The 20,636-nt window shown below is 68.3% G+C and carries 20 protein-coding genes; 13 read left to right on the plus strand and 7 right to left on the minus strand.

Annotation, left to right across the window (positions count from 1 at the left end; translation table 11 throughout):
- Positions 1-11: 11 nt before the first annotated feature.
- Positions 12-572: a GNAT family N-acetyltransferase gene (locus DFR50_RS25150; protein ID WP_170153382.1), complete on the minus strand. Its 561-nt coding sequence runs from the start codon at positions 570-572 to the stop codon at positions 12-14.
- A gap of 144 nt (positions 573-716) precedes the next feature.
- Between DFR50_RS25150 and DFR50_RS25155 the strand changes: the two genes are divergently transcribed.
- From DFR50_RS25155 to DFR50_RS25200, 10 genes are all read left to right on the plus strand, one after another.
- Positions 717-2,021: an SAM-dependent methyltransferase gene (locus DFR50_RS25155; protein WP_113892018.1), complete on the plus strand. Its 1,305-nt coding sequence runs from the start codon at positions 717-719 to the stop codon at positions 2,019-2,021.
- A 60-nt stretch (positions 2,022-2,081) separates the two neighbouring features.
- A complete protein-coding gene (gene folE / locus DFR50_RS25160; protein ID WP_113892019.1) occupies positions 2,082-2,687 on the plus strand; it encodes a GTP cyclohydrolase I FolE in 606 nt (201 codons plus the stop codon).
- Between the two features lie 3 nt (positions 2,688-2,690).
- Entirely contained in the window at positions 2,691-3,248 is a 558-nt protein-coding gene (locus DFR50_RS25165; protein ID WP_113892020.1) for a dihydrofolate reductase family protein, read from the plus strand.
- Between the two features lie 546 nt (positions 3,249-3,794).
- Positions 3,795-4,139: an ArsR/SmtB family transcription factor gene (locus tag DFR50_RS25170; protein ID WP_113892021.1), complete on the plus strand. Its 345-nt coding sequence runs from the start codon at positions 3,795-3,797 to the stop codon at positions 4,137-4,139.
- Between the two features lie 10 nt (positions 4,140-4,149).
- A complete protein-coding gene (locus DFR50_RS25175; RefSeq protein ID WP_113892022.1) occupies positions 4,150-5,010 on the plus strand; it encodes an arsenite methyltransferase in 861 nt (286 codons plus the stop codon).
- A gap of 8 nt (positions 5,011-5,018) precedes the next feature.
- Positions 5,019-5,534, plus strand: coding sequence for an arsenate reductase ArsC (locus DFR50_RS25180; RefSeq protein WP_425376092.1), 516 nt, complete (start codon positions 5,019-5,021; stop codon positions 5,532-5,534).
- Entirely contained in the window at positions 5,534-6,589 is a 1,056-nt protein-coding gene (gene arsB / locus DFR50_RS25185) for an ACR3 family arsenite efflux transporter (protein WP_113892023.1), read from the plus strand. Before DFR50_RS25180 ends, arsB begins: the two co-directional genes overlap by 1 nt.
- Complete coding sequence (gene arsN2, locus DFR50_RS25190; RefSeq protein WP_113892024.1) at positions 6,586-7,044, plus strand: arsenic resistance N-acetyltransferase ArsN2; 459 nt, start codon at positions 6,586-6,588, stop codon at positions 7,042-7,044. The genes arsB and arsN2 overlap by 4 nt, the downstream gene beginning before the upstream one ends.
- Positions 7,045-7,452, plus strand: coding sequence for an arsenate reductase (glutaredoxin) (arsC, locus tag DFR50_RS25195; RefSeq protein WP_113892025.1), 408 nt, complete (start codon positions 7,045-7,047; stop codon positions 7,450-7,452). It abuts the gene before it with no gap.
- An 89-nt stretch (positions 7,453-7,541) separates the two neighbouring features.
- On the plus strand, positions 7,542-8,768 hold the full coding sequence (locus tag DFR50_RS25200) for a DUF1015 domain-containing protein (protein WP_113892026.1): 1,227 nt from the start codon (positions 7,542-7,544) through the stop codon (positions 8,766-8,768).
- A 63-nt stretch (positions 8,769-8,831) separates the two neighbouring features.
- Here the strand turns inward: DFR50_RS25200 and DFR50_RS25205 are convergent, their stop codons facing one another.
- The 6 genes from DFR50_RS25205 to DFR50_RS25230 all read right to left on the minus strand — a co-directional run bounded on the left by DFR50_RS25205 (position 8,832) and on the right by DFR50_RS25230 (position 16,729).
- Positions 8,832-9,947: a PEP-CTERM sorting domain-containing protein gene (locus DFR50_RS25205; RefSeq protein ID WP_170153383.1), complete on the minus strand. Its 1,116-nt coding sequence runs from the start codon at positions 9,945-9,947 to the stop codon at positions 8,832-8,834.
- Between the two features lie 618 nt (positions 9,948-10,565).
- Complete coding sequence (frdD, locus tag DFR50_RS25210; RefSeq protein WP_113892041.1) at positions 10,566-10,943, minus strand: fumarate reductase subunit FrdD; 378 nt, start codon at positions 10,941-10,943, stop codon at positions 10,566-10,568.
- Entirely contained in the window at positions 10,940-11,341 is a 402-nt protein-coding gene (locus tag DFR50_RS25215) for a fumarate reductase subunit C (RefSeq protein WP_113892028.1), read from the minus strand. Before DFR50_RS25215 ends, frdD begins: the two co-directional genes overlap by 4 nt.
- Positions 11,338-12,096 (minus strand): succinate dehydrogenase/fumarate reductase iron-sulfur subunit, encoded by a 759-nt coding sequence (locus tag DFR50_RS25220; RefSeq protein WP_113892042.1) that lies wholly within the window; start codon positions 12,094-12,096, stop codon positions 11,338-11,340. The genes DFR50_RS25215 and DFR50_RS25220 overlap by 4 nt, the downstream gene beginning before the upstream one ends.
- Positions 12,089-13,876, minus strand: coding sequence for a fumarate reductase (quinol) flavoprotein subunit (frdA, locus tag DFR50_RS25225; RefSeq protein WP_113892029.1), 1,788 nt, complete (start codon positions 13,874-13,876; stop codon positions 12,089-12,091). The genes DFR50_RS25220 and frdA overlap by 8 nt, the downstream gene beginning before the upstream one ends.
- A gap of 204 nt (positions 13,877-14,080) precedes the next feature.
- Positions 14,081-16,729 carry a hybrid sensor histidine kinase/response regulator gene (locus tag DFR50_RS25230; protein ID WP_170153384.1) on the minus strand — a complete coding sequence of 883 codons (2,649 nt, stop codon included), beginning with the start codon at positions 16,727-16,729 and terminating at the stop codon, positions 14,081-14,083.
- Between the two features lie 290 nt (positions 16,730-17,019).
- Here DFR50_RS25230 and ligA point away from each other — a divergent pair, with 290 nt between their 5' ends.
- From ligA to DFR50_RS25245, 3 genes are all read left to right on the plus strand, one after another.
- Positions 17,020-19,104, plus strand: coding sequence for an NAD-dependent DNA ligase LigA (gene ligA, locus DFR50_RS25235; protein ID WP_113892031.1), 2,085 nt, complete (start codon positions 17,020-17,022; stop codon positions 19,102-19,104).
- Positions 19,105-19,552: 448 nt separating this feature from the next.
- A complete protein-coding gene (locus DFR50_RS25240) occupies positions 19,553-19,891 on the plus strand; it encodes an antitoxin Xre/MbcA/ParS toxin-binding domain-containing protein (RefSeq protein WP_113892032.1) in 339 nt (112 codons plus the stop codon).
- Positions 19,892-20,449, plus strand: coding sequence for an RES family NAD+ phosphorylase (locus DFR50_RS25245; protein WP_113892033.1), 558 nt, complete (start codon positions 19,892-19,894; stop codon positions 20,447-20,449). It abuts the gene before it with no gap.
- Positions 20,450-20,636: the final 187 nt, after the last annotated feature.

The raw sequence follows: 20,636 nt of genomic DNA on the forward strand, positions 1-20,636 counted from the left end.
AAGATCGCTTCTTATGAGTTTTCACGTGTGAACGCAACCCGGGGCGGCATCCGGGGTTCGCCTTGCTTTTCCGCCGGTTTCCCGGTCCGCTTGGCGCCCGGGGCCAGCGCGAGCTTCTTCTTGTAGCGAAGCGCCGTCGCGCCGTCGGCGTAATAATCCTCGTGCTCGCCGAACGGGCGGAAACCGCATCGTTCGTACAGGGCGATCGCCGGCGCGTTGTCGTAGCGGACTTCGAGCGTCAACGCCTCGCGTTCGTGGCGGAGCGCATATTTCTCCGCCGCCGCGAGCAGCGCCGATCCGACGCCGCGGCGGGCGAAGCGCGGGTCGACCGCGAGGGTGTAGATGCGCGCGGTGTGGCCTCCCTTGCTGAGCGCGACGAGGACATAGCCGGCGATCTGGCCGGCGATCGTCGCCGCGATCACCGGCCGGTGGGGCGCGCGCAGGTGCCAGGCGAACGATCGCCGCGAAACCTGATCTTCAGGAAAGGAAGCCCGCTCCAGGCTCGCGATCGCGTCCAGATCCTGGATGCCGGCGTCGCGAACGACAAGCCCGCCTCGTCGCCACTGTTCCATGTCGGTTCGCAAGGCTCCCGTGTCAGGCGAGGCTCTTTGCCTCGCCTCGTTCGTCCTGTCCATCCTGGCCAGGGACCGGAATGGTGTATGAGCGTCTCCGCGGCGTTCCTTCGCGCCGACGGCCGATGGGAAGGATGTGTGACCATGACAGGGGCAGACTCGCGCCTCGCCTCGCTGAAGCGCCTGCTCGCCGACATCCATCGGCGCATCGAGCCGGGATTCGGGTTCGGCCTGTGGGACGGCGCGACGGTTCCCGAGACCTGGCCCGCCGACGGTCTGCGCCTCGCCATCGCCGACGAGGGCGCGGTGGCGGCGCTGCTCAAGCGGCCCAACATCACCACCTTCGCCAACCTCTGGGCGGCCGGACGGATCGACCTCGTCAACGGCTCGATCTTCGATCTCGTCGCGCGCCGGCCGAAGGGGCGGACGCGCGAGCTGCGCAAGTCGCTCGCGTCGCTGTCGACGCTGCGCGCGCTTCTGCCGTTCCTGTTCGTGCCGCGCGGCGGCCCGTGGCCGCTCGAACACGTCGGGCGGGACCGCGAAAGCGACGGCTCGGAAGGCGAAAACACCCGCAACATCGCCTACCACTACGACGTCTCAAACGCCTTCTACGCGTTGTGGCTCGATTCGGACATGGTCTACACCTGCGCCTATTTCCACAATTGGAGCGATGATCTCGACGCCGCGCAGCGGCAGAAGCTCGACATGACCTGCCGCAAGCTCCGGCTCCGGCCGGGCGACACCCTGCTCGACATCGGCAGCGGCTGGGGATCGCTCGCCTGCCACGCCGCCGAGCATTACGGCGCGAGGGTTCTCGGCGTGACGCTGTCGGAGCGGCAGATCGCGCTCGCGCGCGAGAAGGCCGAACGGCGCGGGCTTTCGGACCAGGTGAGGTTCGAGCAGCGCGACTACGCGCTGATCGAAGGCGACGCCCAATTCGACAAGATCGTGTCGGTCGGCATGTTCGAGCACGTCGGCCTCGCCAATTTCACGAAGTATTTCGAGACGGTCCAGCGCCTCCTCAAGCCTGGCGGATTGTACCTGCATCACGCCATCACCCGCCCCGGCGGCAGCCACGCGGCCCGGACCGGCAAGAAGCGGCCGGAGTTCCAGGCGCTGACGCGCTACATCTTTCCAGGCGGCGAACTGGACTATCTCGGGCGCACCATCGCCAATCTCGAGCTCGCCGGGTTCGAGGTGCGCGACGTGGAGTGCTGGCGCGAACATTACCAGCGCACCACGCGCTTCTGGCACGACCGGCTCTGGGCGCGCTTCGACGAGGCGGCAGCCGAGGTCGGCGCCGCGACCGCGCGGGTCTGGCTCGCCTATCTCGCCGCCTGCTCGATCACCTTCGAGCGCAACAACGCCGGCGTCTACCAGACGCTGGCGATGAAGCGGGTGAGGGCCCCGAGCGGCCTGCCGCCGACGCGGCTCGACCTCTACCGCTGACCGGTTTTGAGAATTCGTCGCGGCTCCGCTACAGTCGCGGCCCCAAGAGGACAGGCAGGAATGATTCACAAGCTCGAAACCGGCGGCCACGGCGTCAGCGATCCCGAGGTCGAGGAGGCGTTCCGCACGGTGCTGCGTTGGATCGGCGAGGATCCGGAGCGCGACGGCCTGCGCGAGACCCCCAACCGCCTCAAGCGCGCCTTCCGCGAGTATTTCGCCGGCTACGACGAGGACCCTGAGCAGGTGCTGCGCAAGACCTTCTCCGAGGTCGACGGCTACGACGAGATGATCGTGCTGCGCGGCGTCACGTTCGAGAGCCATTGCGAGCATCACGTTGCGCCGATCATCGGCCGCGCCTGGGTCGGCTACATCCCGGACAAGCGGGTGGTCGGCATCTCGAAGCTCGCCCGGGTGGTGGAAATCTTCGCCAAGCGCCTGCAGATCCAGGAGCGCCTGACCGCCCAGATCGCCAACACGATCGAGGATGTCCTCAAGCCGCAGGGCGTGGCCGTGGTGGTGAAAGCGGCCCATCATTGCATGATCAGCCGCGGCGTCCACAAGCGCGGCGCCGACCTCGTCACCAGCCGCATGCTCGGCGTCTTCCGCGACAGCCCGGTGACCCGGGGCGAGTTCCTGTCGCTGGTCAATGCGGACCGGACCGAGTAGCCCATGATCGGACCCTGGCGCATCGAGGGTTTCGCCATCGTCTCGGCCGACGGCATGATCGCCGACGAGACCGGCGTCATGCCGCTCGCGCTGCAGCGCGACTCGGACAAGGCCTGGTTCGAGGCGGCCCTCGAACCGTTTTCAGCGGTGGTCCATGGCCGCCATTCGCAGGAGATCCAGCCGAAGGCGGCGCTTCGCCCCCGCCTCGTCGTGACCGGGTCGGTGGCGAGCGTCGCCCCCGATCCGGCGAATCCGCTGGCTCGGCTCTGGAACCCGGCCGGCGCGTCGCTGCGCCAGGCGCTCGAAGCGCTCGGCGTCGCGGGCGGGCAGGTCGCCGCGATCGGCGGCCCGAAGGTCTACAGCCTGTTCCTCGATCTCGGCTACGACGTCTTCCACCTCTGCCGCGTCGGCGACGTCCGCGTCCCCGGCGGCCTGCGCCTGTTCGCCCGCGATCGCTTCGACGGCGACCCGGAGGCGTGCCTCGCCGGCGCCGGCCTGACGCCCGGCGAGACCGTCCCGCTCGGCGACGGCGTGACGCTGACCGACTGGACGCGCGGCTGAACGCTTCGCGCGGCTCCCCCGATGGCGAGCCGGTTTCGAGCGTTTTCAAGTGTTTTCGCTGGATTTTCCGGGCGGGCGCAACACCCGAGCCTTAGCGCGCCTTGGGCATAACGGGCGGTCGTCGACGCCGAGGCGGGGGCGATGACGCTTCCCGCCGTCCTCGCGAGGCGCCCGAAGGGCGACGCGGCGATCCAGGGGCCGCCTGCGCCGACGTTGCAGCGCGGCCACGCCCGGCATACGGCAGGCCTTGGCCGCGCCCCCCTGGATCGCCACGTCCCCCCGGATCCAAGTCTGGATCCAAGTCCGGGGGTCGCTCCTGGCGATGACGCGCCACGTCGCTTCGCTCCTGGTGATGACGGCGGCCTGGGTGTTACGGGCGGGCGCGGCTTCGGGCCGCTGCCCGGCCGCCCCCCGGATCTCGGCCGGTTGGTAGCTCGGGTGTCGGCCGGCGCCAGTCGGCGGGCGGCGTCTCCCGAGGACCGCGGCGCCCCTGCACGTCTTGATATTCGATATTTCTATATTTATAGAACTATCGAAGAGGTCAAGATGCCCCAGAACGACTCCGACGCCATCGCCCGCTACGCCGACATGCTCGCGGCCCTCGGCGCCGAGCCGCGGCTCAGGATCGTTCGCCTGCTGCTGGCGGCCCACCCCGAAGGCCTCGTCGTCGGCGAGATCGGGGCGGAACTCGGCATCCCGCCGTCGACCCTCTCGCATCACCTCGACAAGCTGAAGAACGAGGGGCTCGTGTCGGCGCGTCGCGAAGGCACATACCTTTGCCACACGGCAAACACCAAAGCCCTTCAGGAACTCGTCGGATTTCTGTTCGCCGAATGCTGCACCCGCAACAAGGCGATTCGGCCCGAAGCCATCACCTGCGCCTGCCCGTGAGGAGACCGTCATGTCGGACGTCGATATCAAGGAGGTCGTGCGCGACCGCTACGGCGCAATCGCCCGCAATGTTCGGACGCCGGGTTCGTCATGCTGCTACGACGGAGAATGCGGATCCGAGGGGATTTCGGCGAACCTCTACGCGGCTGACGAAACCGGGTCCTTGCCGGAAGAAGCCGTGCTGGCGTCGCTCGGCTGCGGCAACCCGACCGCGCTCGCCGAGCTCGTCGAAGGCGAGACCGTACTCGATCTCGGCTCCGGCGGCGGCATCGACGTGCTGCTGTCGGCTCGCCGGGTCGGCCCGTCCGGCAAGGCCTACGGCCTCGACATGACCGACGACATGCTCGCGCTGGCGCGCGAGAACCAGCGCAAGGCCGGCGCCGCGAACGTCGAGTTCCTGAAGGGGGAAATCGAGCGCATTCCGCTGCCCGACGACTCGGTCGATGTCGTCATCTCGAATTGCGTCATCAACCTGTCTGCCGACAAGGACCGCGTGCTTCGGGAGGCGTTCCGCGTGCTCAAGCCGGGCGGGCGGTTCGCCGTCTCCGACGTCGTCACCCGGGGGACGATCCACGAGCGGATCCGTAAGGACGTTCTGCTCTGGGCGGGATGCATCGCCGGCGCGCTCGACGAGAACGACTACCGGATGAAGCTCGCTGCGGCGGGCTTCGAGGCGATCGGCGTCGAGCCGACCCGCATTTACGATGTCGAGGACGCGCGCGCGCATCTGGCCGGCAGGGGCTTCGACGTCGACGCCATCGCGTCGCAGGTCGAGGGCAAGTTCATGAGCGCGTTCGTGCGAGCGACCAAGCCGGGCCGCCTCGCAGGGAAACAGCCGGGCGCCTGCTGCGCTCCCACCTGCTGCAACTGAGGCCCCCGGTGTACAACGTGCTCTTCCTCTGTACGGGCAACACGGCCCGATCCGTTCTGGCCGAGAGCATCCTGCGTCAGGACGGCGCCGGCCGCTTCAACGCCTTTTCCGCCGGAAGCCATCCGAAAGGGACGGTCAACCCCTTCGCGCTCGAGGTCCTCGAGGCGCACGGCTATCCGATCGACGGCTTCCGCTCGAAGAGCTGGGACGAGTTCGCAGTTCCCGGCGCGCCGAACATGGATTTCGTCTTCACCGTCTGCGACAGCGCGGCGGGCGAGGCCTGCCCCATTTGGCCGGGGCAGCCGATGACGGCGCACTGGGGCATCGAGGACCCGGCCGCGGTCGAGGGGACGGACATCGAAAAGGAGCGCGCCTTCAACACCGCGTTCCGGTATCTCAAGAACCGCATCTCCGTCTTCACGAGCCTGCCGATGCGCAGCCTCGACAGGCTCACCCTGAACGCGAAGCTCGGCGAGATCGGCCGGATGGAAGGCGCGACCGCCACGGCAAGCGAGGCGACGTGATGTCGGTTTTCGAACGCTTCCTGACCGTCTGGGTGTTTCTCTGCATCGTCGCAGGCGTGGCGCTGGGCCATGCTCTGCCCGGGCTCTTCCACGCCATCGGCGGGCTCGAGGTCGCCAGGGTCAATCTGCCGGTGGCCGCGCTGATCTGGCTGATGATCGTGCCGATGCTTCTCAGGATCGATTTCGCGGCGCTCGGCCGCGTCGGCGAGCACTGGCGCGGCATCGGCGTCACCCTGTTCATCAACTGGGGCGTGAAGCCGTTCTCGATGGCCGCGCTCGGCTGGTTCTTCGTCGGCTACCTGTTCCGGCCGTGGCTGCCGGCCGGCGAGATCAATTCCTACATCGCGGGGCTGATCCTGCTCGCCGCGGCGCCCTGCACGGCGATGGTGTTCGTGTGGAGCAACCTGATGAAGGGCGAGCCGCACTTCACCCTCTCGCAGGTCGCGCTCAACGACACGATCATGGTGTTCGCCTTCGCGCCGATCGTCGGCCTGCTGCTCGGCCTTTCCGCCATCACCGTGCCGTGGGACACGCTGACGCTGTCGGTCGTGCTCTATATCGTCATTCCCGTGATCGTGGCGCAGGCGGCGAGACGCGCCGTGCTCGCGAGCGGCGGCGACGCGGCGCTCGGGCGCCTGCTCGACCGGCTCGGCCCGCTCTCGCTCGTCGCGCTGCTCGCGACGCTCGTCCTCCTGTTCGGTTTCCAGGGCGAGCAGATCCTGGCGCAGCCGCTGGTGATCGCGATGCTCGCCGTGCCGATCCTGATCCAGGTCTATTTCAACGCCGGGGCGGCCTATCTGCTCAACCGCATGGCGGGAGAGCGGCATTGCGTCGCCGGGCCGTCGGCGCTGATCGGCGCCAGCAACTTCTTCGAACTCGCGGTCGCCGCCGCCATCAGCCTGTTCGGTTTCAACTCCGGCGCCGCGCTGGCGACGGTCGTGGGCGTGCTGATCGAGGTTCCAGTGATGCTGTCCGCCGTCTGGATCGTCAACAGCACCCGGGACTGGTACGAGCGGGGCGCAGGCGGCGCCGCCGTCGCGGGGCGCGCGCCATGACGGACGACGGCGATCTTCGGGGAATGCGCCTCGAAGGCGACGAAAGCGACGCGCTGCGCGCGGCCTTGACCGCCGCCGGCCTTCCCGCCGACGACATCGCCGAGCCGGGCGTTCTGCTGTTCGGCTTCGCGCGCGATCGGACCGCCGTCGGCTACGGCGGCCTGGAACTCTGCGGCCGCGACGGCCTGCTGCGCTCCGTGGTCGTTGCGGCGGAGGCGCGCGGCGAGGGCGTCGGGCGCGGAATCGTCGACTGGCTGCTCGACCACGCGGTCCGACTCGGCTGCGAGCGCGTCTGGCTGTTCACCACCAGCGCCCGAGGCTATTTCGAGGCGCAGGGCTTCGCCGCCGTCGAACGGCGAGAGGCGCCCGCGTCGATTCTCTCGACCCGCCAGGGCGCCGGATTGTGTCCGGCGACCGCGACCGTCATGGTCAGGATTCTCGCGCGAGGCCCATGAATGACCGTCACCATCTACCACAACCCGAAATGCGGCACCTCCCGCAACGTGCTGGCGATGATTCGGCAGAGCGGCGAGGAGCCGGTGGTGATCGAATATCTGAAGACGCCGCCGACCCGCGAGCGGCTGAGGGACCTGATCGCGGCGATGGCGATTCCTGCGCGCGCGCTTCTGCGCGAGAAGGGGACCCCATACGCCGAACTCGGGCTCGGCGATCCGAAATGGAGCGACGAGCAACTCGTCGACCTCATGATCGCGCACCCGATCCTGATCAACCGGCCGATCGTCGTCACGCCGAAGGGCGTCAGGCTGTGCCGGCCGTCGGAGGTCGTTCTCGACCTGCTGCCGAGCCCCGACATCGGCCGGTTCGTCAAGGAAGACGGCGAGGTCGTCCCGCCGCGCCGGTGAGCGGGGCGGCGCGCCCTCGGCGCCGGCCGCCGCGCTTGCCAGGCGCAGCCGACCGGGGCAAGACACGCGGCGCAACCCCGGGAGCCGTCATGACCCTGATCAAGCCGTTCCGCGCCCTTCGTCCCGCGCCCGGGCGCGCGGCGGAGGTTCTCGCCCCGCCCTACGACGTGCTGTCGAGCGCCGAAGCGCGCGAACGGGCGAAGGGCAAGCCGTGGAGCTTCCTGCATGTCTCGAAGGCGGAGATCGACCTCGATCCTTCGATCGACCCGTACGACCCGGCCGTCTACGCCCGGGCGGCCGAAAACCTGAAGCAGATGATCGAGGCCGGCGCGCTCGTGCGCGACGCGAGGCCTTGCTATTACGCCTACCGCCTCACCTGGCGCGGCCATGTCGAGACCGGCTTCGCCGCGGTCGCCTCGCTCGCGGCCTATGCCGAAAACCGCATCCGCAAGCACGAACTCACCACCCACGCCAAGGAGGACGACCGCGTCCGCCAGATCGAGGCGGTCGGCGGGCAGACCGGCCCGGTGATGCTCGCCTATCCGGAGGCGCCGGCGGTCGACGCGATTCTCGCGCGAGCCGCCGCCGGCGCGGCGGAGGTCGACGTGACCGCCGACGACGGCGTGCGCCACGAGCTCTGGCCGATCGACGACGAAGCCGTGATCGCCGACCTCGGCCGCGCCGTCGACGCCCTGCCCGCGCTCTACATCGCCGACGGCCATCACCGCTCCGCCGCCGCCCTGCGGGTGGCGCAGGCGCGCGGCCTCGACGACGGCTATTTCCTCGCCGTCCTCCTGCCCGAGCAGCAGATGACGATTCTCGACTACAACCGCGCGCTGCGCGACCTCAACGGTCTCACGCCGGACGAAGTCCTGCGCGAGATCGGCCAGCGCTACACGATCGAGCCGAGCGACGGGCCGGTCCGCCCCGGCCGGCCGGACGAGGTCGGCATGGCGCTGGGCGGACGCTGGTTTCGCCTGGCGCTGAAGGCCGAAATCCTGGGCGCGGCGCGCGCGAGCGGCGATCCGGTGGCGCGCCTGCCGGTCACGCTGCTGGCGAAGAACGTGATCGAGCCGGTGTTCGGCGTCACCGACCCGCGCCGCGACAAGCGCATCGACTTCGTCGGCGGCGGCCGCGGACTCGAGGCGCTCGAACGGCTGGTGTCGTCGGGAACGATGGCGGTCGCCTTCGCGCTCTACCCCACGCGGATGAGCGACCTGATCGCGGTCGCCGACGCCGGGCGAATCATGCCGCCGAAATCGACATGGTTCGAGCCCAAGCTCGCCGACGGCATGGTCAGTCACATGCTGGACTGAGCGCGGGTCGGCGCCGGCCTGCGCGGGAAGCCGCCGCCGCCCCCCGATTCGAGGACGCGAGCTTTACGCGATCGCGACCTTCCTGCGCCGGGCGCGCGACGCGTAGCCGAGGCCGCAAAAGCCGAGAACCATGAGCGCCCAGGTCGAAGGCTCCGGCGCGGTGGCGACGGCGCTCGCCAGCGCGGACACCGGGGCCGGCGTCGCGGAGGGAGTCGCCAGGAAACCGTTCGTGTTTCCCGCCCCGTCGAGATAGAATCCGACGACGTCGTCATGGTTGTTGATCCCGTTGACGACGGTCATCCCGTTCGCCCGCGGCGCCTGGAGCGTCACCCACGTGAAGGTCTTGGTATTGAACACGATGCCGATGGTGGTTCCTTGGGCGGTGACGTAGTCGCCGACGGCGACGCCATAATCGTTCAGTCCGAAAAACTCGGTGTTCGTGGAGCCCGGGATCTCGAAGAAACCGAAATGGCCGTTGTGGTCGAGGAAGGCCTCGGTGAGGCTGCCCACGGTCGCGAAACCGGCGAGCTGGCCATAATCGTTGATCGCCGTGGTGGTGGTGCTCGTGGCGTTGGGCGCGTTGATGTCGGCCGAAAACGTCAGCGTCTTGGTATTGAAAGTGTAGCCGTGCGAACTCCCGTTGGCGTCGTTGTAGAAGCCGACCGCGACATTCTGATTGTTCACGCCGAGCAACTGGTTGACCTCGCCCGGTATGTTCGGCGTGTGGGGATTGACGACCTGGGAATAGGTCCCGGTGGGACCGCCCGTGTTGTAGAATCCGGTATTGGCGTCGCCGCTCCCCTGATTGGTGTTGGCGAAGAAGCCGACCGTCGTGCCGCTGTCGTTCAGCCCGGTGACCTGGGTCTGGACCGAATTGGGCATGTTCTCGTTCGTGTAGTTCCGCTGCCCATAGGGGGGCGACAGGAGGTACCCCTTGTTCGGATGGCCCGTCGCCCCGCTGCCGTAGTAGCCTGCGATCAGGGCATTGTCGTTGATCCCGAGCAATTGATTGAAAGTCGGGTCGGTCTGATTGTTGAGCGTCGTGAACGTGTACCTGACGGCCGCATGGGCGCCCGTCGTCGCCAGGGCGCAGAGCGCCACGAGGGAAACGGACGCCAGCTGTCTTGCGAGAAGGTTCGTGCGTCGCAGCCTGTGGGAACGTGGTGAAATCGGCTTCATGACCACACCTCCGTGTTGAGTCCGCATTGAAATCGGCAGACGGGAAGGGCGTTTGTAAACAACGCATGGATTACAATCGGAGGCTTGTCTTCGGGCGATCCAGGCGCAGGCTCGCGCCACGGCGCCGCACGGACGAGCAAGACTTGGATGTCTCAATCGCCGGTGCGTGTACACTCGGGGATAGTACGTATGCCCGGCAAACTCTACTGTCGTGCACTGCTTATTGCCGATAGGCGTTGCGCTCGACGAAATGTCAATACCGCTGAAGACGTAGTGGAAGGGACAAACAAGTGCGCCGGTTCACCCGTCCGGCCGACGTCGCGCCGTCTCCGCACCCGGACGGTCATCCCCGCACGGTCGTTCGGGAGGAGGATGTCTGGAATTGCGGCGCCGTGTCGGGCCTCGGCCGCTTTCGCGATGTTGCGGCGGCGGGACGGCTTGCCGGCGCGCGCCGGCGATCCCGACGCCGGCCGCCGGTCAAAACGCGATGGGTCGGCGGGGGTCACCCGATCGCGTTGCGGCGCGCGCGAAATCGCGGCGTCCGCCTTCGTCGTCAGGCGGGCGCCCTTGCGGCTCCGGAGCGGCTTTGCGCTCTCCTCCGGCGGACCGCAGGCCGCCCTAGAAGCCCACGACCAGCAGCAGGATGACGGTGGCCAGGGTCACCACGGCGGCGACGCCGTAGGTCCCCCACTTGAGATCGGGGAGCGCGCCGACCTTCATGTCCTTGAGGGTGAGGTAAATCCGCTCGGCGCCGTGCCAGAAGGCCAGCGCGATGACGGCGAGCACGATCAGCTTGCCGATCGGGTTGTGCGCGAAGGCCAACGCCTGATGGTAGCTCGGCAGGCCCATCCCCGTCGGGCCGAGAATCCCGGTGGCGAGGACAAGGCCCGGCCCGAACAGCGCGAACAACATGCCGCCCGCGCCGAAGGGCAGCCAGAACAGCGGGGAAATGCTGCGCTTTTCGGGCTTGTGGGTCGTCTGAACGGTCTGGCTCATCGGAATGCCCATGCTGCAATGACAACGAGGACGAGCGAGCAGCCGGCCGCGACCATCTGCGCCTTCCGCGTGATCTCCGTCGCCGGGACCTGTTTGCCGTTGACGATCATCTTCGGCATGGTCTTCGGCAGCGTCTCGAACCAGGTCTTCACGTGGTACACGACGCCCGCCAGCAGAACGAGGTGCAGGACGATCGAAACCGGGCTCCTCAGGAATCCGAGGAAGGAGTCCCAGGCCATCGGCCCGCTCACCAGGCAGATCAGGCCGGCGAACAGCACCGCGCCGTAGAGCGCCACGGCGACGCCGCTGAGTTCGCGCAGCGTGTAGGCGCGATAAGGTCCGGGCGCCCACCACCACTTGGGATCGATGGGGCGCCGGTAGGGGCGGCTCTCGCTCATCGGGCGTCCTTTCTGACGAAGCGCAGGAAGAAGTCGAACGCGCTGTTGGTCTTGTTCTGGTTGATGGCGTTGGCCGGATCGACCTGCTTGGGACAGACCTCGGAGCAGACGCCCACCGCCGTGCACGACCACACGCCGTCCTCGCCGTGGATGGTGTCGAGGCGCTTCTGCTGGCCGCCGTCGCGCGAATCGCCGTTGTAGCGTTGCAGCAGCGCCATCGCGCCGGGGCCGATGAAGGCCGGGTTCTCGCCGAACTGCGGGCAGGCCGCGTAACACAGCATGCAGTTGATGCAGTCGCTGAACGATTCGTAGGCCGCCATCTGCGCCGGCGTCTGGAGATAGGGCCCCTCCTCGACCGTCTTCGGCGTCTTGGGGATGATGTAGGGGTAGATGCTCTCGATCTTCTTGACGAAGTCGCCGACGCTGACGACGAGGTCGCGCTCGATCGGGAAGTTGTTCAGGGGCTCGACGGTGACGGGCCCCTTCGGCAGATTGCGCAGAAACGTGTTGCAAGCGAGCTTCGGCGTCCCGTTGATCATCATGCCGCAGCTGCCGCACACCGCCATGCGGCAGGACCAGCGGAAGCTGAGCGAACTGTCGAGTTCGTCCTTGATCGTCTGCAGCGCCTGCAGCACCGACATGTCGTCGGTGTAGGGCACCTCGAACGTCCCGTACGACGGCTCGGCGTCCTGTCCGGGGCGGTAGCGCAGGACCTTGAGCTGAACAGTCTTTGCGGCGAGCGCAACGTCAGGCATGAGCCGCATCCTTCTTGGCTTCGAGCGCCTCGCCGAGGGCGCCATAGGCGCGCACGGCGGGCTGCGACGTGGTGATCTTCACCGGCCCGTAAGAAATCTCGGGGGCGGCGGCCTCGCGATAGGTCGCGAGGCTGTGAGCGAGGAAATGCGCGTCGTCGCGATTTTCGTAGCCGTCGAGCCGCTGATGCGCGCCGCGCGACTCGCGCCGCGCGAGCGCGCTCGCCGCCACCGCTTCCGCCACGTCGAGCTCGTAGCCGAGCTCCAGCGCCGTGACCCAGTCGGTGTTCCACACCGCGGACTTGTCCTCGAGCGTGACCTCGCGGTAGCGCCGCTTCAGCTCGGCGAGCTTGTCGCAGGTCGCCTGCATGCCGGCCGCGTCGCGATAGATGCCGCAGCCCTTCTCCATGGTGAGGGCCATCTCCTTGCGCAGAACGGCGTGACGCTCGCCGCCGCCCTTCTGGTCGCGCAAGCTCAGCGCCTTCGCCGCGCTCGCCTTGGCCTGGTCGATCAGCTTGCCGCTGTCGCTGGCCGACACGCCCCTGGAGAACTTGACCGCCTCGTCGCCGGCGACGTGGCCGAACACGAACAGTTCCGCCAGCGAATTCGACCCGAGCCGGTTGGCGCCGTGGATGCCCGAGCTCGCGCACTCGCCCGCGGCGTAGAGCCCGGGAAGCGAGGTGGCGGTGCGGATGTCGGTCGGCACGCCCCCCATCGTGTAGTGCACGGCCGGGCGCACGGGGATCTGCCCCAGGGCCGGATCGATGTCCATGAACTCGATCGCCATCTCGCGGATCAGCGGCAGCCGCTCCTTGATCTTGGCGGCGCCGAGGTGCCTGAGATCGAGCCAGACCGCGTCGCCGCCCGGGGTCTCGAACGTGCGGCCCTTCTGCGATTCGTGCCAGAACGCCTGGCTGAGGCGATCGCGCGGCCCGAGCTCCATGGTCTTGTTGCGCGGTTCCGGCGTGACCGGCCCGAGGCCGTAATCCTGCAGGTAGCGGTAGCCGTCCTTGTTGACGAGGTGGCCGCCTTCGCCGCGGCAGGCCTCGGTGAACAAGAGGCCGGTGCCCGGCATGCAGGTCGGATGATACTGCATGAACTCCATGTCGCGCAGCGGGACGCCGTGCCGGTAGGCGAGCGCCATGCCGTCGCCGGTGACAACGCCGCCGTTGGTGTTCTGGCGGAACACCCGGCCGGCGCCGCCGGTGGCGAGGATCACGGAACGCGCGGTGATGGCGGTGAACGCGCCGGTCACGGGCGAGAGCACCGTCGCGCCCTGCGCCCGGCCGTCGTCGACGATCAGGTCGACGCAGAAATACTCGTCGAACCGCTTGATCGAGGGGAATTTGGTCGAGGTCTGGAACAGGGTGTGCAGGATGTGGAAGCCGCTGCGGTCGGCGGCGAACCAGGTCCGCTCGATCTTCATGCCGCCGAAGGCGCGCACGTTGATGTTGCCGTCGGGCTTGCGGTTCCACGGGCAGCCCCAGTGCTCGAGCTGGATCATCTCGGGCGTCGAGCGGCTGACGAAGAATTCGACCACGTCCTGCTCGCACAGCCAGTCGCCGCCGGCGACGGTGTCGTGGAAATGCGCCTCGAGCGAATCCGTCGACTGGATCACGCCCGCCGATCCGCCCTCCGCGGCCACCGTGTGGCTGCGCATCGGCAGGACCTTCGAGACGAGCGCCACGGTGAGCGAGGGGTCCGCCTCCGCAACCGCGATGGCGGCGCGCAGGCCCGCCCCGCCTGCCCCGACGATCAGGACATCGGCATCGAAATGATCCAACGCGCAACTCCCTCTGGATGAGGTGGAGGGGTTGGCGAACCAACCCCGGGGGACAAGCCGGAACCGCAGCGAACCGCAGGACGTCCGGCTGGGCGGGAAGCGCTGTGACCATACTGAGGGCTCGCGCGCCGCGCCATGAGACGAAATGACGCCATCGCGCGAACCGGCGCTTTCGTCAATGACCGAACCGCGGTCATCGGGCGGTCATGCGCGCATGCCCCAGCGGCGCGGGGACGCGCCCACAGTCCGCGCCGCGCCGACGATGGCGCGGGCGAGCGCGACCGTGGAGATGGGCTGGCGCACCCGAGCCCCGGCGAGCGTTGCGAGATCCGGCGCTGCGGCGTTTCCCGTCAAGGCGACGACGGGAACGTCCGGATTGCGGCGACGGGCTTCCTCGAGAACGGTCACGCCGCTCGGCGCGGGCGTCGCCGCATCCGTGACGATCACGTCGTATTCCCGGCCGGCGTCGAGCAGCGCGAGCGCTTCGACGCCGGCGGCGGCGTCGACCATGAGGCCGTACTTGGCGAGGTCGCGCGCCAGCGTCTCGCGCAGGGTTTCGTCGGCGTCGACCAGCAGGACCCGCAAAGCTCCGCCCGCGTCGGCGCCGGCCGGCGCAGCGAGCGTCGCGGACGTCTCCTCTCCGGCGGCCACGGCCAGCCAGAGGCTGGCTGTCGTCCCTTCGCCGGGGCGGGACGCGAGGGCGAGCGCGCCGCCGCTCTGCTCGGCGAAAGCGCGGACGGTCGGCAAACCGAGCCCGGTCCCCCTGCCGACCGCCTTGGTCGTGAAGAAGGGCTCGAAGGCGCGCGACAGCGTGGTTTCGTCCATGCCCACGCCGTCGTCCTCGACGTCGATGCGGACATAGTCGCCCGGCTGAAGCCCGTGCAGGTCGCCGTCGAACGCGCGCTGCCGGCGGGCGGAGAAGGTGATCCGCCCTTCGCCGGCGATGGCGTCCGCCGCATTGGTCGCGAGGTTGACCAGCGCCGCCTCGAGCAGCGCGCGATCCGCGACGGCGTCGGGCAGATCCGGAGCGACGTCGACGACGAGGCGGACGCCGGAACGAATCGTCGATTTCAGCGCCGCAACGACGTCGGACAGCGCCGAGGCGATGTCGACCGGGCCGAGGCTGGGTTCGTTGCGTCGCGCGAACGCGAGCAGGCGCCCGGTGATCGCGGCGCCGCGCGCCGTCGCCTTCTCGATCATCGCCGCGAAGGAGCGGACCCTGCCCGGATCGCCGGGCAGGCGGCCGATGGACGCCGCGCCGATCCGCACGACCTGCAGAACGCTGTTGAAGTCGTGCGCGACGCCGCCGGCGAGCTCGCCGAGGGCGGCCATCTTCTCGTTTTGCGCGAGCCGGGCCTGCGCCGATCGCCGCGCCTCGACCTCGCGCTCCACCCGCTCGAGGAGTTCCGCGTTCAGAGTCTCGAGACGGTTCTCATAGGCGAGACGCGCCGAGACGTCCTGACCCTGCGCGATGTAATACTCTGCGTACCCGAATGCGTTTCTGGCGGCCGACACGTCCACTTGCACCGGAATCGATCGTCCGTCCTTGTGCAGGAAGCGCCTGACGACCCGGTACGTCGGCGCCTCGCCGGTCGCGAGGCGGCGCGCCATGTCCAGATCGGGAGGCGTTTGATCCGGCGCCACGATGCTGCGAACCGGCAGGGCGAGCAGCTCATCGCGCGTATGGCCGAGCAAGGCGCACGCCGCGGAATTGACCTCGAGGAATCGCCCGTCGGGCGAAACGAGAGCCATCGGGTTCGAGGCCGACTCCATCGCGTCGCTGAATTTCCGTTCGCTCGCGACGAGGGCGCGGTTCTTGTGCTCGAGTTCCGCCGTCCGCTCGGCGACGCGCTGTTCGAGGAGCCTGTTGTCCTCGTCGAGGTGCAGGGCCCAGGCATGTTGCCGGCGCGCGATCCAGAATGTGGCGACCGCGATCGCGGCGCAGAGCAGGCCGAGCGCGACCGCGATCCGGCGCCAGGTCTGGTCGAGCGCGGCCTTCGGCACGCCCACGACAACGAGGTATGGCGCGGCGCCGATCTTCTGATAGGCGAACAGCCGGTCGACGCCATCGACCGACGAGGGTCCGTCGTAGGCGTTGTGGTCCTGTTCGGGATGCTCGCGCAGCAGGGCTTTCGCCGTTCCAGACAGGATGTCGGCGCCGACGAGGGCGTCCGGCCCCGACTCCTTGGCGTAGCGGGCGACCAGGACGCCGTCGTCAGTCCACAGGGCCACGACCCCGCGGTCGACATAGTCGAGCGTCGAGAACAGGCGGGTGAGCGCGTCCACCGTGATGCTGGCGCTGACGACGCCGAGAAATTCTCCCTTGTCGTCGTCGACGCGCCTCGACAGGGCGATCAGCCAACCGGGGCCGAATCTGGCCTTGGCCGGCCCGGAGAAAATCAGGCCGTGGTCGCCGGCCGCCGCCTGCCTGAAGAACGCAGCGTCGGCGACATGGAAGGCGGTCGGGGCCGAGACGAACGCGCCGCCGCCGGCGACGATCTTCCCCCCGGCGTCGGCGACGTAGAGGCGCGCGACGATCGGATGATCGGCGATCTCCTTGTTCAGGTCATCGGCGAGGCGCGCTGCGTCCCCCGGCGCGCTTGCCCGGCCGGAGGCGTACAGCCGCCCGACCGACTTCAGCAGCGCGTCGATTCGATCGAACGACTCGCCGAGATTGTCGGCGACCAGTCGCGCCGTGTTGAGCATCGCCCTTCGTTCGGAAGCGTAGTCCGCCGAGCGGTCCTGCCCGACCACCCAGGCCGACAACAGCGCAAACAGGAGCGTAATCGCCAGCGCCGCGCCGTAATAAGGCCACCCCCGCGGTTTTCCGAGACGATACCGTATCGTCGTCACTACATTCAGAATCCAATAAGCGACTATGACCATATGGCGTCGAGGACATCGACGCGCAACGATCCTCCATCTAAACCTTGTGCGTAGGTAAAAAGTCCGACGCCTGCAGCGCCAGCCGGCGCGATTGCGGCCGTTCGGTCGGGACGAGACGACCGGCGACCGATCCGACGGACCTCCTGGCGGTGGAAGCGCCTTCGACAGCCGGGTCGCCCGGCGCCCGCGGGCTCGCCAGCCCCGCCCTGCGAGGCGCAGGCTTCCGCGTCGCCCGCCCCTGCGCTAGCCTTCTCCGCATGACTCGAAAGCCCCGGCCAGCCCAGACCCTCGCCATGGCGCGCGCGGAACACGCCCGCCTCGGCGCCGAGATCGCGGAACACGACCGACGCTACTATCGGGAAGACGCGCCGACCGTCTCCGACGCCGACTACGACGACTTGCGCCGGCGCTACCAGGCGCTCGAGGCGACGTTTCCCGAACTCGCGGACGCGGACTCGCTGTCGAAAAAGGTCGGTGCGGCGCCCTCGGAAAAATTCGCCAAGGTGCGGCACGCCGTGCCTATGCTGTCGCTTTCCAACATCTTCGCCGACGAGGAGGTCGGCGAGTTCTGCGCCCGGGTGCGGCGCTTCCTCGGCCTCGGCGACGACGTCCCGCTCGCCGTCACCGCCGAGCCCAAGATCGACGGCCTGTCGTGCGCGCTGCGCTACGAGGACGGCGAACTCGTGCAGGCGGCGACGCGCGGCGACGGTTACGAGGGCGAGGACGTCACCGCCAACGTCCGTACGATCGAAGCCATCCCCGAGCGCCTTTCGGGCGCGCCAAAAATCTTCGAGGCGCGCGGCGAGGTCTACATGCGGCTCGCCGATTTCGCCGCCCTCAACGCCCGGCAGGCGGAGATGGGCAGGCCGGTGTTCGCCAATCCGCGCAACTTCGCCGCCGGTTCGCTGCGCCAGCTCGACCCGCGCGTCACCGCCTCGCGGCCGCTGCAGTTCTTCGCCTACGCCTGGGGCGAGGTCAGCGAACCCTTCGCCGCCACGCAGCACGAGGCGATCGCGGCGATGGGCCGTTTCGGCCTGCCGACCAATCCGCTGACGAAACTCTGCCGGACGGCGGACGAGATGCTCGCCGCCTACCGCGCGATCGAGGCGGACCGCGCGAGCCTCGGCTACGACATCGACGGCGTCGTCTACAAGGTCGACGACCTCGCGCTGCAGCAGCGGCTCGGCTTCGTCTCGCGCTCGCCGCGCTGGGCGGTCGCGCACAAGTTCCCCGCCGAGCGGGCGACGACGGTCCTCGAGCGGATCGAGATCCAGGTCGGGCGCACCGGCGCGCTGACCCCGGTCGCCAAGCTGAAGCCCGTCACCGTCGGCGGCGTGGTCGTATCGAACGCGACCCTGCACAACGAGGACGAGATCGAGCGGTTGCAGGTTCGCGAAGGCGACACCGTCGTGGTCCAGCGCGCCGGCGACGTCATCCCGCAGATTGTCGATGTCTTGATCGACAAACGGCCGCCCGGCGCCGAACCCTTTCGGTTCCCGCAGACCTGCCCGGTGTGCGGTTCGAAAGCGCTGCGGGAACTCGACGAGAAGACCGGCAAGCGGGACGTCGTCACCCGCTGCACCGGCCATCTCGTCTGCCCGGCGCAGGCGGTCGAGGGCTTGAGGCATTTCTGCTCGCGCAACGCCTTCGACATCGAGGGTCTGGGCGACAAGCAGATCGAGCTCTTTTTCACGGAGGGGCTGATCCGCACCCCCGCCGACATCTTCACCCTGCGCGCCCGCGACGGGAAGGACCGTCCCCCCTTGCGCGAGTGGGAAGGCTACGGCGACGTTTCGGCGCGAAACCTGTTCGAGGCGATCGAGGCGCGGCGCAGGATCGCGCTGAACCGCTTCCTGTTCGCGCTCGGCATCCGCCACGTCGGCGAGACCAACGCGCGCCGCCTCGCCCGCCACTACGGCGACTGGAAAACCTTCCGCGCCGCAGTCCGCGGCGACGGCGCGGCGGAGGAACTCGCTCACATCGAGGGGATCGGGCCGGTGGTCGCCGAGGCGGTGGCCGATTTTTTCGCCGAGGAGCGGAACGAGGCCGCGCTCGACGCGCTCGAGCGCGAGGTCACGGTCGAGCCGATGGAGGCGATCGCCGCCGGCCATCCGCTGGCGGGCAAGACCATCGTGTTCACCGGGTCGCTGGAGAAGATGACCCGCGACGAGGCCAAGGCGATGGCCGAGCGGCTCGGGGCCAAGGTGTCGGGCTCGATCTCGGCCAAGACCGACCTCGTCGTCGCCGGGCCGGGCGCGGGTTCGAAGCTGACGAAGGCGCGCGAGCTCGGCGTCGAGACGATCGACGAGGAGGCGTGGCTGAGCCGGTCGGCGGGCGGGTGAGCGAGGGTCCCGAGCGTTCACAACGGAATGGCCTTCTTTGATTGCAGAAGGCTTGCATTTTCTTGACTTCGTGCAATCGGTATGGAATATGTGTGGACATATTAGGAACACAACGGTCGGGAACGCCAAGCCGATTGCGGGACGCGCTCGCAGCGCTCGAGACGGTCAGCGACCGGCGCCAGCGCCTTCGGGAAATTGCCTCGCCTAATCAAGGTGAAGAGAAACGAGCATCAGGATGTCGTAACTCCCAACCCCGTCATTGCGAGGAGCAAAGCGACGAAGCAATCCATGCCGCCGCTTGCTTCCTGCGGAAGAAATCGCTCCGTCTTCTGCTCGCAACGAAGGGCGGCGGGACGACCAGAGGGCGCGACAGCGGCCCAGCGGCCCTGGATCGCTTCGCTTCGCTCGCGATGACGGCGCTATTCGCGGCCGGCTTGGGAGTTACAGGATGTCGGCGGCGCTCAGCAAAATTCTCGACCATCTGAAATTCGATGGGGGTCTGCAAGGAAAGGACATCGCCAATATCGTGTCGGTGTCCCCGGCGACGGTCTCGCGCTGGTCGAGCGGCAAGTCGACGCCGGATCTGAAGACGCAGACTGTCATTGCGGAATTGAGATATGTCGTCGACCGGCTGAGCGATTTTTATACGCCCGAGGAGACTCGACTCTGGCTTCACGCCCGCCATCCGATGCTCGGCGGCGCGCGAGCGATCGATTTGATCAACGAAGGAAAGACAGAAGCCGTTCTGGCTGTCATCGAAGCCATCGACGCGGGCGCGTTCACCTAGGTGACGGAGACGTCCAGACTGGCTCGTGACCTCGATCTCCTGGATGCGATCGACGCGTTCCCCCGGCTCCCGCTGGTTTCCGAGGTCTGGCGCGTCGCCCTCGAAGGGCGCGATCCGGCGCTCGGTCGAGCGTCCTCGAGCCGTTGGTGTGACGGGACATTCGACGTTCTCTACACGGCGTTCGATCGCGACGGAGCGATCGCGGAGATCCATGCGCTGCTGTCGCTGCAACCGGTCTTCCCCTCGAAGACCCGCTGGTTCGCCCACAAGCTGAGGGTTTCCGCGGCGCAGACGTTGAAGCTTGCCGACCTGCCGACGCTCGCCCGGCTCGGGATCGACACGACCCGCTACGCCGACCGCGACTATGACCGCACCCAACCGATCGCCAACGCCGCCTTCTTTCTGGGCTTCGACGGCCTGATCGCGCCCAGCGCGCGGTGGCGCGGCCTCAACCTCATGCTGTTCACCGAGCGCCTCGCGCCGCAGCAGGTGGAGGTCGTGAGCAGCGAAAATGAACCTGTCGACTGGCGGGACTGGCGACAGCGGTCGAAAGGCTGACGTGTCATACCATTTCCGGGTGATCAGCTCGCGTTGGCGATGGGTGGCCACCAGTGGAAGCCGGCTCTCCCCTTGAGGGTTTGTCGGTCGTGGGCGAGTTGGGCGCATCGTTGCGAGACGATGGCCTCGAGCGTTTCGAGGTCGGGGATGTGCTTGTTGACGACGGGCTCGTCCACGACCTGCCAAA

This window comes from Roseiarcus fermentans (assembly GCF_003315135.1).
Classification (GTDB): domain Bacteria; phylum Pseudomonadota; class Alphaproteobacteria; order Rhizobiales; family Beijerinckiaceae; genus Roseiarcus; species Roseiarcus fermentans.